10 protein-coding genes are annotated in these 11,806 nt (G+C 62.7%); 6 read left to right on the top strand and 4 right to left on the bottom strand.

Going from position 1 to position 11,806, the window contains the following annotated elements; genetic code table 11:
- The 3 genes from ACFY1P_RS10525 to ACFY1P_RS10515 form a co-directional block, all read right to left on the bottom strand.
- Positions 1-922: GDSL-type esterase/lipase family protein (locus tag ACFY1P_RS10525; RefSeq protein WP_390750411.1), on the bottom strand; the 922-nt coding region annotated here is incomplete at its 3' end.
- 414 nt (positions 923-1,336) lie between these two features.
- Positions 1,337-2,875 carry a S1 family peptidase gene (locus tag ACFY1P_RS10520; RefSeq protein ID WP_390750410.1) on the bottom strand — a complete coding sequence of 513 codons (1,539 nt, stop codon included), beginning with the start codon at positions 2,873-2,875 and terminating at the stop codon, positions 1,337-1,339.
- A gap of 217 nt (positions 2,876-3,092) precedes the next feature.
- Positions 3,093-3,614 (bottom strand): hypothetical protein, encoded by a 522-nt coding sequence (locus ACFY1P_RS10515; protein ID WP_390750409.1) that lies wholly within the window; start codon positions 3,612-3,614, stop codon positions 3,093-3,095.
- Positions 3,615-4,031: 417 nt separating this feature from the next.
- On the opposite strand from ACFY1P_RS10515, the gene ACFY1P_RS10510 reads away from it, so the two are divergent.
- Positions 4,032-7,937, top strand: coding sequence for a polymorphic toxin-type HINT domain-containing protein (locus tag ACFY1P_RS10510; protein ID WP_390750408.1), 3,906 nt, complete (start codon positions 4,032-4,034; stop codon positions 7,935-7,937).
- Positions 7,931-8,407 carry a barstar family protein gene (locus ACFY1P_RS10505; RefSeq protein WP_390750407.1) on the top strand — a complete coding sequence of 159 codons (477 nt, stop codon included), beginning with the start codon at positions 7,931-7,933 and terminating at the stop codon, positions 8,405-8,407. Before ACFY1P_RS10510 ends, ACFY1P_RS10505 begins: the two co-directional genes overlap by 7 nt.
- A gap of 471 nt (positions 8,408-8,878) precedes the next feature.
- Here ACFY1P_RS10505 and ACFY1P_RS10500 read toward each other — a convergent pair whose 3' ends face one another.
- Positions 8,879-9,040: a DUF397 domain-containing protein gene (locus ACFY1P_RS10500; protein ID WP_390750406.1), complete on the bottom strand. Its 162-nt coding sequence runs from the start codon at positions 9,038-9,040 to the stop codon at positions 8,879-8,881.
- Positions 9,041-9,056: 16 nt separating this feature from the next.
- On the opposite strand from ACFY1P_RS10500, the gene ACFY1P_RS10495 reads away from it, so the two are divergent.
- The 4 genes from ACFY1P_RS10495 (at position 9,057) to ACFY1P_RS10480 (ending at position 11,803) form a co-directional block, all read left to right on the top strand.
- The gene (locus ACFY1P_RS10495; RefSeq protein ID WP_390750405.1) at positions 9,057-9,707 is read left to right on the top strand and encodes a polymorphic toxin-type HINT domain-containing protein; all 651 of its coding nucleotides are present in this window, start codon (positions 9,057-9,059) and stop codon (positions 9,705-9,707) included.
- 755 nt (positions 9,708-10,462) lie between these two features.
- Entirely contained in the window at positions 10,463-11,029 is a 567-nt protein-coding gene (locus tag ACFY1P_RS10490) for a hypothetical protein (RefSeq protein WP_390750404.1), read from the top strand.
- A gap of 28 nt (positions 11,030-11,057) precedes the next feature.
- Positions 11,058-11,342, top strand: a complete 285-nt coding sequence (locus tag ACFY1P_RS10485; protein ID WP_390750403.1) for a hypothetical protein — start codon at positions 11,058-11,060, stop codon at positions 11,340-11,342.
- Complete coding sequence (locus ACFY1P_RS10480) at positions 11,339-11,803, top strand: hypothetical protein (protein WP_390750402.1); 465 nt, start codon at positions 11,339-11,341, stop codon at positions 11,801-11,803. The genes ACFY1P_RS10485 and ACFY1P_RS10480 overlap by 4 nt, the downstream gene beginning before the upstream one ends.
- Positions 11,804-11,806: the final 3 nt, after the last annotated feature.

Raw genomic sequence — 11,806 nt, 5'->3', positions numbered from 1 at the left:
TGGCGAAGGTGCCTTGTTCGGTCCAGCCGCCGTGTCCGGTGCCGCCGTTGTTGATCCAGGCGTTGACGACGCCGTTGTCCTGGAGGACGAGGTAGTCGGCTTTGCCGTCGCCGTTGATGTCGGCGAAGCGGATTTTGTCGCCGGGTTCGCCGACGCCGGTGGCGAAGGTGCCTTGTTCGGTCCAGCCGCCGTGTCCGGTGCCGCCGTTGTTGATCCAGGCGTTGACGACGCCGTTGTCCTGGAGGACGAGGTAGTCCGCTTTGCCGTCGCCGTTGATGTCGACCCGGTAGTCGCCGAGAGGTGATTTGCGCTTGACGTCCACGCGTTGCTGGACCCAGCCGTCGGCGGCCGCCCGCGCGACACCGCCGTAGAATGCCTCCGCCATCTTGACGTAACCGCTGTCCTTGGGATGGAGGTCGTCAGCGAGGTCTCGTGTGGTGACCGCGCTCATGTCGACGTACCCGACATGAAAGCCCTTGCTCTGCCGCTCCGCAACCAGTTGTGGCACCGCGGCATTGAAGTGCTCGATACGCTTCTGGGTTTCGGTGTCCGCCGAGGGGACCAGGGAGGAAACCAGCACCGTCATGTTGGGAGCGGCCGACGTGATCTTGTCCACGAGGTCGCCGAGGCGGCGAGGAGCCGTCTCCACCTGGTAGTTGTCGTGCATGTCGTTGGTGCCTATGTGCAGCAGCACCACGTTGGGCTTCGCCGCCGGCAGCCATCTGCCGATGTTGGCGGACAGCCCCTCGATCTTCCAGCCCCAGTGCCCCTCGTGATCGGGGTCGGGGAGCTTGCCGTTCCGTACGGAACCCACGAAGTCGAGGTTGTCCGCGTGGGGGACCAGCCGGTTCCACAGCTCGGCGCGATAGCCGGACTCATTCGAGCTGCCGGCGCCATGGGTGATCGAGTCGCCCAGAGGCATCACCGCCAGCCTCGGCACCTTCCAGTTCTTGGATATGGCCGCGGACGCGTCAACAGGCGCTGGCTGTCGTCCGTTGCCCCGTGACATTGCCGATTCATCGCCCACTGGCGCGTACGCGGACTGCGTGCCACCGTGAAGCACGCCGGCAGTCAGCAGTCCTGCTGTCAGCGCCACAGTCAGTGTGCGTGCCACGAGGCTTGTCGATGTACGAGAGGGTTGCGTCACCCGTCCGAGCGCGCGCCGTCTGCCGGAGTGCGATACGGCACTCCGGTGATGAGAACTCTTCAAAATAATGACTCTCTGTCACATATGCTTCTGCGGCGCCCGACTCGGACGACCCGCGACTCCGATGTCACGAACCCGCGGGGGCTCGCCTCGATCTGATCGCGACGAGCCCCGAACCTCTGCTGCCGTTCAGGGCTGCTTGAGGAGGTCCTTCTCTCCATGGGTGCCGGCCGCGTCCACGGCGGGGTACAGGCTGAGATTGCCGTCGGCCCATCGGACGAGGACGTCGTTGGGGCGGGCGTTGGCGGCAAAGGCTCCTGCTGTGACCGACAGAGTGTTCTGCCAGGCGGACTTGTCGCCGCGGATCTGGATCTCGTCGCGGAACGCCTTGGCCGGGTCAGAGTTGACGCCCGGGAAAATACTCGCCGAGCCATTGACCCAGCGGACCAGGAGATCAGCGGTCCCCTTGCCGGTGAACTCCCCGGAGCTGACCTGCTCGATGTAGGTCCCGGCCTGCATCGCCTTCTGGAGCTGCTTCTCCTGCTTGAGCCCGTTGGTGCCGAGGTCGGTGAAGAGCGATATGGAGCCGTCGACCCAGACGACGAGCAGGTCGTCACGCTGGGAGTTGGCCGTGAACTTGCCGACCGTCATGAGCTTGGCGTACTTCACCCAGGTGTCATTGGCGGGCCTGAGTTGTTCTTCCTTGCTGAAACCGCTCAGGCCGACGTGGGAGAACCACGTCACCTCTCCGTTGCGCCAGCGGACGACCAGGCCGTCGGTGCCGCTGCCGGTGAAATTGCCGCCTGCGATGGACACGGCGTACTGCCAGCCGCCTCCGCCGACCTTGTACTCGGCGGAGAAGGGGTAATCCGGGTCGTTGCGGTCGGCGCCCTGGAAGATGCTGGCCGAGCCGTCCTTCCAGGTGACAAACAGATCCATGTGCCGACTGCCGCCGGGGGAGCCGCCGGTGAAGTAGCCCGGCACCATGTGCTGCGCGTCTTTCCAGGCCTTCCCGCGGAGGAGGTCGCGAGAGCTGACCTGCTGGATCCATCCGGCGATGTCGTCGACGCGGGTGTCGATGGCGCCGGTACGGGTTTCCTTCTCGTCCGTGCCGAGGCAACCACCCTGCCACGAACGACTGTTGACCCCGACGAGCTCGAAGCGGCCGTTCAGGTTCCGGAAGGCGGGACCGCCGGTGTCGCCCTGGCAGACGGCCGCACCGTCGGACTTGCCGACGAGGCCGACTGTGGTGTCCTTCAGGGCTCCCACGCTGAACTTCGCGTAGTGCAGGCGGTCAGGCACCCACTCGTCTTTGGTGCGTCCATAACCCGCGACCCACAGGTCTTCACCGTTGACCGGGGTGTTGAAACCGAGACTCGCGGGAGCGATTCCGGTGACCGGCGTGGCCAGCTTGGCCATCACCAGGTCACGGTCCTCGCGAGGGACGAGCTCCACCACGTCGACCACGCTGCCGGTCTCACGGGTGAGATCGGAGCGGCCGATGGTGGCGGTCGTCTTCAGCTTGGGCGCGCCAGCGGGGACCTTGGTGCTCTGAGCGGGGTTGTCGGCGAAGCAACTGGCGGCGGTGACCAGCCATTGCTGCGACACGAGTGCGGCTGAGCAGCTGCGCTGGCCGTCTATCTGGCTGCCGATGTCGAGCTTGGCCGTGAACGCGAATGAGTCGTTGACGGGCTGGCCCACGACGGCTTGTGCGGGGGCGGCCGTCAATGCACTTGCGGTAACGGTAGTTAAAAACAGTCCTGTGAGCCACGCTGTGCGCGGACGTCTGCCAGACATGTGGTTATTCCTTGGTGGTGAGGCACGGCTCAGCCGACTGAGTGGGCCAAGCGGAAGTGGAAGCAGTGATTGCTATTTGGTGCTGTCGTGCGCATTCATCGGGGGTTCACACCACGTCCGATGAGCTGCTGCGGGCGATAGGCGCCCGTCATCCAGTGACGCGGAGCTCCAGCAGGACAGCCTGCTTGCGGGTGTCGCCTGCTTCGCCGAAGGGTGTGTAGTCGTTCTTGGGGGCGCTGACAATCTTTTCCTTGCCGTCAAGGGTGATCTTGGCGTCGACGGGGTGGTCTTGGGTCCAGATGCCGAAGGCGTCGGCAAGCTCGAGCGAGAGGTATCCCTGCTTGCCTTTGACCGTGAAGCAGAATGCCTTCTGGCTGGTCCGAGACCTGACCTCGAGGTCGTGGACGGCCGCGCAGTCGGTGAACGTGATGCGGCCGTCGCCCTTGAACAGCTTGATGCCTCGCTCATTGAGGATCTTTGCTGCTTCGGGATACTCGAACTTTTCGACTGCGAAAGGCATCTCGTCGTCGCCGGACGTGACTCCGGCCTTCGTGGATGTGCTCTGCGGAGGGGTCGGCTGAGCCGCGGATGAGGTGGTGAACCCTGCGAGGAGGGCAATCGTTGCAACTGCGGTGGTAACTAGGGCTTTTCGGGCATGGGGTATTGCCATGTTCGCCTTCGGGTTGAGGGGGCGGGATCGGCGTGACGCCCCAGGATGTCCGCCAGTAAAGCATATGTATGATGCCGTCAAACGCACCGTCAGTTAGACCTGCGTCACAGCTGGTTGTCGTGGTGGGTGGGTAAAAGCCCAGCTCATCGCCCTCTTGATCACGGCAAAACTCCGCGCAGCTGGCGGTGTGCCGTCGCACGACCTGATCCCGGAGTGCGGCTTGTCGCGGTCCGGGCCGACCGGAAAGAGATGTGAATGAGACAGCGACAGCGCTCCGACAGCGGGGCGCTACAGGACCCCGAACGCATACCGATAGGGAAGAGACGGTTATCAGGGCTGCGTGCTTGCGCCGCGCTGGTTCCCGCTGTGCTGCTGGCCGGTCTTCTCGGTACCTCCCCGGCTGCTGCGGCAGATGACATGGACCAGTCGCAATCGTTGGGCCTGTGGAATCGCGGCCTGGTGGTCAACCTGTGGACGACTGGCGGCCCTGGTGTCAAGAGGGCAGCCGAAGATGCGCTCCTGGGCACGGACGAGGACATCAAGAAGTTCCTCGCGGTCAAGGACAGTATCCAGTACGACGATGACGCCGTGGATGCCAGCCGCGTGTTCAACGTGGGCGGGCTTGGGGTGCGGGAGGCCGCCAAGAAGGCTCTCAAGGGCACCCCGGAAGAGCTACGCGCATTCTTGAAGGACGGATGGAAAGCTCCGTTCGAGGACGACCAGCGAGTCGAAGCCTCCCGCGTCATCTACTACGGAGGCTACGGAGTCAAAGAGGCAGGCAAGGCGGCCCTGAAGGGCACCCCTGCCGATGTGGCCAAGTTCCTTGACGTCGGCCAGTACGACGCGCGTGAGACGGACAACGAAGTCCTCGTCTCACAGATCATCAACGCAGGTGGTCCGAATGTGAAGGCCGCGGGCAAGCTCGCGTTGAGGGGCACTCCTGACGACATCGTCGAGTTCCTCGAAATCGGCCAGTTCACGGCTCGCAACCGCGACGAGGAGCACGCCACCATCGCGGAGCTCACCCAGCAGGCCGAGCAGGCAGGCTTGCAGGCGGAGCAGGCGACAGAGAAATCTCAAAAGGCTTCGGCACGCGCGGTGACGGCCTCGCAGTTGGCCAAGGAGTCCGCGCAGAAGGCAGCCAAGGAAACCAAGGCGGCCAAGGACGACTCCAAGAGGGCCGCCGTCAAGGCGCAGCAGGCAGCGGACGCGGCACGGGCCGCTGCCAGCGCGGCGCAGGAAGCCATCGGTGCAGCCAACGCCGCCGAGCGCTCCGCTCGTGTTGCTGCCCTTGCTGCTGCCCAGACCGCGAGTGCCGCCGATGCCGCTGCCGAGGCTGCGACTCGGGCCTACAATGCGGCCATTGCCGCAGGCAAGGATGCGGGCAAGGCCGAGGACGCCAAGAACTACGCGAAGCAGGCACGCGAGGCGGCTGGACTTGCGAAGAGGTCTGCAGCGGCCGCCGACCAGGCGCGCAAGGCGTCCTCGGCCGCTGGGGACGCCGCGAAGGCGGCGCAGAGCGCCGGCGTCAACGCCAACGACGCGGCCGATGCTGCTGACGAGGCGAACCAGTACGCCGACGCGGCTGGTGTCCACTCGGATGAGGCGCAGGCCGCTGCGGCGGAAACCCGTCGACATGCACGGGAAGCCAACCGCGCCGCGGACGCCGCGGAGTCGCTGGCACGCAAGTCGGCCGACGCAGCCGCAGAGGCCCGAGACGCGGCCAACTCCGCTGCTGACCACGCGAACAGAGCCGCAGACGCCGCTGAGGAGGCAGCCAAGCACGCGGGCGAGGCCAAGAATGCGGCCGCTGAGTCCGCCAAGCAGGCCGAAGCGGCCAGACAGGCTGCCGAAGCGGCGAGTAAGGCAGTCGCCACCGCCAAGAAGGTGTTCGCGATCGCCCGCGATGTCGAGGCGGAAGACCTCGCCACCCGCACCGCAGCCGCGATCGAACGCGCCAGGTCCGCGAAGGCTCGAGCAGAGAAGTTCACATCCGCGGCTGCTGCTCAGATGGTGGAGGCCAGGAAGCTGGACGACATCGCCAAGGTTCTCGCTGCGGAAGCAGCCAAGCCCGATGTCGATGTCAAGGCGACCGCGGCCAAGGGCCGTGACCTTGCCCTGCGAGCCCTGAAAACGCGTGGCCCCTTCGGCCAAGCGGCCGCCGCCCGGGCTCTGTCCGGCGCCGATAGCGACGTCATGGAGTACCTGCGCAGCGGCTGGGAGCAGACAAGGCAGGACGAGATCCGTCAGCAGGTCGTCGACCTGTCGGTTCAGAGCCCCTACACATCTGTCCGCTCCGCTGCCCAGGAGGCGCTCAAGGGTAGCGACCAGCAGATCAGGGACTTCTACACCACCGGCCAGTACACGGCAGGAGCCGACGACTACAGCGTCCGTGTCTCCCAGATCAACAACGCCGGCGGGCCAGGTGTGAAGGCGGCGTCCAAGGCCGCGCTCGCCAGCAAGGACCCTAGGGACCTGGTCGCCTTCATCACCAACGGCCAGTACCAGGCACAGAACGATGACGAACTGGTCCTGGCCTCCAGGCTCGTCAACGATGGTGGCCCGGAGGTGAAGGCCGCTGCCAAGGTGGCTCTGTCCGGCCCTGCCGACCAGTTGCACAGCTTCATCCAGGTCGGTCAGTACACGGCTGACCGGAAGGACCAACTCGCCGCCACTCATGTCGCCCAGATCCAGCTCCTGATCGCCCGGGGCTCCCAGATCGAGGCGAAGGCACAGGAGAATCGCTGGACAGCGGCCAAGACTGCAGCCGTTGCCCAGGGTGCCTCGGCTGAGGCCCAGAAGGCAGCAAACGAGGCCCAGAAATCAGCGGACCAGGCCAAGGGATTTGCCGCCGACGCTGCCGAGTCCGCCCGCCAAGCTGAGACTTCCGCAGCCAGGGCAGCGAAATCCGCCACCACGGCCCGCAACGCCGCCGACGCAGCCGACCGTTCAGCTGACGATGCCACTGCTTCTGCAGCCGAGGCGGAATTCTCCGCTACTTATGCCCGGCAATCAGCCAGTGAGGCAGCTGCGTCCGCAGACGACGCTCGCGCCTCTGCTCGGGATGCAGGTAAGAGCTCCGACGAAGCGAAATCCCTTGCATCCCAGGCATGGAAGGACGTGCTGAAGAAGCGTCAGGCCGAGCAGGCCGAAGCGCAGCGTCTGGCCGAACAGCAGCGTAAGGAGAAGGAGCGGAAGGACAAAGAGACGAGGAAGTGCCACACGACTCCTGACCGTCCCGGGAACGAGTTGAGCGGCATGGCCTGCATGCGCGGGCCGGGCGAATGGGCCATGGACACCGATCCGCCCGATCTTTCTGTGCTGAAGCTCGCTGCCTTCGTGTGGGGGGTGGACGACGTGGCAGCGGACTGCGTCAAGGATCCCTCGGCGGGCAAATGCGCCGTATCCATCTTCCTGGCTCTGCCCACCGACAGGCTCTTGGGATTGACCAAGAAGGGAGTCGAAGGCACGGTCAGGGCGTCGCGGGTAGGGAGAATGGCCGAGGAGTGCTTCAAGTGCTTTCTCGCTGGCACCAAGGTGCTCATGGCGGACAACTCGACAAAGAATATCGAGTCTGTCAGGGTCGGCGACCTGGTGACGGCCACGGATCCTGTCAGCGGCGAGACAGGCCGGCGCGAGGTGACCGACCTGATCATCACCGAGCACGACAAGCTCTTCAACGAGCTGACCATAGCGACTCCCCAAGGCGCGGAGAAGCTCACGGCCACTCATGAGCACCCTTTCTGGTCTCCGTCGGAGCGAGATTGGGTCGAGGCTGCCAAGCTTCGCCCCGGAATGACCCTCAGGACTGTCGACGGGCGTGCCGTCAAGGTCGAGGGCAACCGCCCCTTCGCGAAGACCGCTAGGACCTACAACCTGACTGTTGACGGCCTGCACACGTACTATGTGCTGGCGGGGGCCACGCCGATCCTCGTTCACAACAGTAACTGTTTTCGTGCTGGGGCCACTCTCGGAGATGTGGGCAGTGTCGGTGGATGGGTTCCCAGCTCCGTTCCTGCGGAGACCATGGAAGTCATCAGCGACTTGAAGGAATTTGGACACGAAGCAACTGGCTGGGGTCCACAATTTCAGGGTCCGAAGTTTCTGGAGCCTTTCAAGAACAGTGGAAAGAATGGCGGACACCAGCTCCCCACAAATACTCCGGATGGCCTTCCGATCACGTACCGGGAGTATGGGACTGCACAGTCCCGCAGCAATCCGAAGCCTGGCGGGGAGCGCATTGTAATGGGTAGCGACGGATCTATCTATTACACCCCAACGCACTATCAGACCTACATTGTGGTGGAGTCCCCGGAATGGTGACGAGTCAAGGCCGATGGGCCGCCATCAAGCCATGGTTGCACCTGGTGAGCCATGGGGCCTGCGTTCCGGTCAATCAGTTGCTTCCTGCGAGCGGTACGAACTTTGTGGCGTCCATGCAGGGTGCGGATGCGCTCAGCGTCGATGACGTGTTTCAGAAGTTCTGGGATGCGTTTAAGCTGCCGGACTACTTTGGCTGGAATTGGTCGGCCCTGCGTGATTGCCTGCGAGACCTCAGTTGGATTTCCAGTGATCACTACCTGCTGGTGATCTCTGACATCGAAAAGATGCTTCCGGGTGATCGGGAAAGTCGTTTGGAGCTCTTTGAGCTCCTCGTTGATGCCGGTAGTAGGTGGGCATACGTGAGGCACCCCGAAGGGGGGGAAACGGGGAAGCTACGCATCGTCTTGGTCTGCGGCGAAGCGGACTTCGAGAGCCTGAAGTCAACCTTCGATCATCTCCTCAGCTCTTGAGATCTGGAGCGATCAGAGGCGCTTAGCTGAAGCCCTGTCAAGAGATGTCTGGCAGGGCTTCAGTGCGGAGTGACGTCAGTAGCTGATGTCGGTGGACATGGTTCGTCCCCATCAGAGCTGCCATCTCGGTGGTCTCCAGGCTGCCCGAGCACGGTGTTGAGGGTGTAGATGACGCTCCGCTGGAGACGGAGTCAGACATGGTGTCGGCCCCTGGTGTTCCGGGAATGTCGCCACGAAGTCCGCCCGCCGCGCATCGGCCGGTAAATAACCGGATATCGCATTTGCGTCAGGAACGGGAGGGCTGATGAGGCGGCGGTCGTTGTGCAGGCGCGGGTTCTCGTGCTCAACTGACTGTGGGCCAAGAGATTGAGTCCGGCCTTGACCTTGTTCTTGAGCGGATGGGGGAAGCTCGATTTGTGAGCCTCTGTAAGAGCCTGATATCCACTGAAGTGGGCCAGTTGTGGCATGAACCTATGCAACCGTCTTGACGCGATCGATGAAATCCGTCCACGCCGCACGCTCGAAGGTCAGGGCCCGGCCGTCGGCGTCCTTGCTGTCTCGGACAGCGATGACGTCGGCCAGGCCCTCGCCTATCTCTACGCAGTCCCCACCATTGGTGCTGTTCAGCGGCAAGTCCGGTCAACGTAGGGTGACCAACGTCATCGTCACCGAGCACGACAAACGCTTCAACGAGCTGACCATAGCTACCCCGCAGGGTGCGGAAAAGCTCACGGCCACCTACGAGCATCCCTTCTGGTCCCCCTCAGAGGGTGCCTGGGCCAAGGCTTCCGAACTCCGCCCCGGCATGACCCTCAGTACCGTGGATGGGCGCGCCGTGGGTGTGGAGGGGAACCGCTCTTTCGTGGAAACAGCCAGGACCTACAACCTGACTGTCGACGACCTGCACACATACTATGTGTTGGCGGGTGCAACGTCGATCCTCGTTCACAACTCGGATTGTCCAATAGTTGGCCCTGGTTGGTTCCCGAACGGGAGTGGAAAGATTCCTAACGGCTGGTCGGGCCCTAATATGACCAGTAAATTCAGGAAGAATGCCAGCAAAGAGGGGTTCGTGTGGAGGGCTCCCAAGGGTCAGGACAGTGTTCGCATTGACAGGGGAGATCCCAACTCTCAGTGGGGAACTCAGCAAGTTGATCACGTGGTGATCAACTCTGGAGGTCGGATTGTTGGGCGAGGAGGCGAGCTTCTGCCTCCGAATGCGCGAATACAAGATTATCCGGCAGAGGCTCACATCCCGCTCAGCGAGTGGCAGACATGGAGGAGTTGGAATGCCCCCTAGATATCGCGATCTCCAGGCCCCCTGGGTTCGGGATCAGTTGGTTGAGTGGCTTGTCAAACTGGCTGACCCGGATTGGCAAGAGAGAGACTGGGTGAGTTCAAGCTCGCCTTCCTCCGGTCTTGACGAGATGTTGGACTTCTTCGATGACTCGGGTGTGTTGGCTGAGCCTCGCGGAAGACTGGGATATGTCCTCGTTGATGACGATGAGATCTCTGCGATGGAATCACTGAATTCTGCGCTCGATTTGGTCCTGTCGTCATCTGAGTCAAGTGACGAAGAGGTAATCCATTCCCAAGCATGGCATGGTGTTGTCGCAGCAGCATGCGAAGCGCTGAAGGCCATGCGCGAATCTCAGCGATGATAGGAGATCTCTCGAACGGGAGGGCGCGTCTTTCGGTAGGTCGCTGATTGTTCCGCAGAAGTCGCAGCAACGGCCTTGGGTCGTGTCTATCCGGGACGTTGGTGTAGTTGTCAGCTATGCAGTCCGTGCGCCTGGATGGGCACGGGCTGTGCAGTATCGGATCGCGTACAGTTGCGCAACTGGCGTGAGTGATGAAATCGGCCCGCGCTCTATGCTCGAGGGCCGGCCCTCGCCATGCAGAATGGCCATTGGTACTGTAAGCACGGGCAAAGTTGTTCCATCAAGGGGACCGCCAGTCGCCAGCGGCGGATGGTGGGCCACTGCAATGCAGGGGCTAGGAAGGTTGGCATCGAGTCATGTTGGGTGAGAATAAATAGCGGAGGTTGGTTCGAGCGTGATCGCTCACAGTAGCCATCTGGTCATTCGATCCCGTACCGCAGTCACCTTTGATCTTGATGCCAGGTTGCCCGGCCAGGTCTTCAAAAGGGATGCGGGGGACTCGCTGTTCTGTGAGTTCGATGCGGTTCTTACCCCGGAATTCTGGCCGGTGCTCCGTGCGATGGCTCGATGGCATGGCGATAGGCGTGTCGAACTGCTGGTTCTTGAGCCGGATCGCGATGCGCTCTATTTTCCGGAGTACCGGATGTGCCCGGCGATCGGTCATGAGCCGGACGGCGACGTCATGGGGTCGATAGCGATCTCGGCGAATGTAGTCGCTGTGACGGGGCTTTCCGGAAAATGGGGGTGCTGGGGCGAAAGGGATCCCGAAGTCGCAGTTTTCCAGGGTTTCCCGGATCTAGCCGCACGGAACGAATGGTGCGCACAGTTCGGACCGTTCCTGGACGTGTCCGGCGCGTTGGAGTCGTATCTCCCGTTGACCTTCGCGGGTCGGAGTGTCCCGGACGAGTACGCCGCAACCCTGGCCGCCAACTATGGACCTCCGGGTGGTAGTCGGCCGTAGCGCATTTACTACAGAAAGCGGCATAGCGATGGATATCGTGATCGAAATTCCGGAACGCCGGATTGGAGAAGGGATGCGTTTCGCCTGGGATGGCGATTTCGAAATCGAAATGGCAGTCAGCGAGATGGATGTGGTCATCAAGGCGAATCCGGCTGGATTGACTTCCCTGGCACGCCACTTGCTGACCCTTGCTCAGGAAGGCGTGAGCGAAGGTTCTCATCTTCACCTGACGGCGGATCAAGAGATCGAATCTAACCTCGACCTCGTTCTTGAGCGGGGGGAAGGGAGATTGTCGGCAACCGGGATGCAGTGAAAGCTGAAGAAAAGGATGCTGAGAATGGATGCCCAGTGAAGAGGATCGTTGTACGGCTTTCCATGCTCGGCGCTGTGCTGGTTGCAGGTGCCGCAGTTATGTTTTTCTTGTTCGGGTCCGAGGGGGGCTCGGCGAAGCCAAGTGAGCTGGTCGGCACTTGGCATGGGAGCCAGGGTGCGGAGCTGACCCTGCGCGAGGACGGGTCACTCGGGGCAGTGAAGGTTCCCACCGACTTCTCCGACGAGGGGCAGCCAATCAAGCCGTTTACCGGTAAGGGGACGTGGGAACTCAAGGCGAAGTCCGACTTCGATGACCAGGAGATAGACCTTACGTTCGGTGAGGTATTCGGATCCAAAATAGGTATTTACCTGAAAGTCCGGGGGAAGGGGGCCCGGGACGGCCTGGCCATCCCCGTCTCTGTGGACACTGCACAGAGATTTACCTTCAAAAAGACCTCCTAGGTG

It is taken from the genome of Streptomyces sp. NPDC001407, from assembly GCF_042895325.1.
Classification (GTDB): domain Bacteria; phylum Actinomycetota; class Actinomycetes; order Streptomycetales; family Streptomycetaceae; genus Streptomyces.
The sequence above is the reverse complement of the archived record's forward strand: the minus strand, read 5'-3'. Positions and strand labels throughout refer to the sequence as shown.

Excerpts from the sequence above, each read along its gene's own strand:
- ACFY1P_RS10485 (WP_390750403.1), top strand. The coding sequence starts at position 11,058 with ATGGATATCGTGATCGAAATTCCGGAACGCCGGATTGGAGAAGGGATG.
- ACFY1P_RS10505 (WP_390750407.1), top strand. The coding sequence starts at position 7,931 with ATGGTGACGAGTCAAGGCCGATGGGCCGCCATCAAGCCATGGTTGCAC.
- ACFY1P_RS10510 (WP_390750408.1), top strand. The coding sequence starts at position 4,032 with ATGGACCAGTCGCAATCGTTGGGCCTGTGGAATCGCGGCCTGGTGGTC.
- ACFY1P_RS10515 (WP_390750409.1), bottom strand. The coding sequence starts at position 3,614 with ATGGCAATACCCCATGCCCGAAAAGCCCTAGTTACCACCGCAGTTGCA.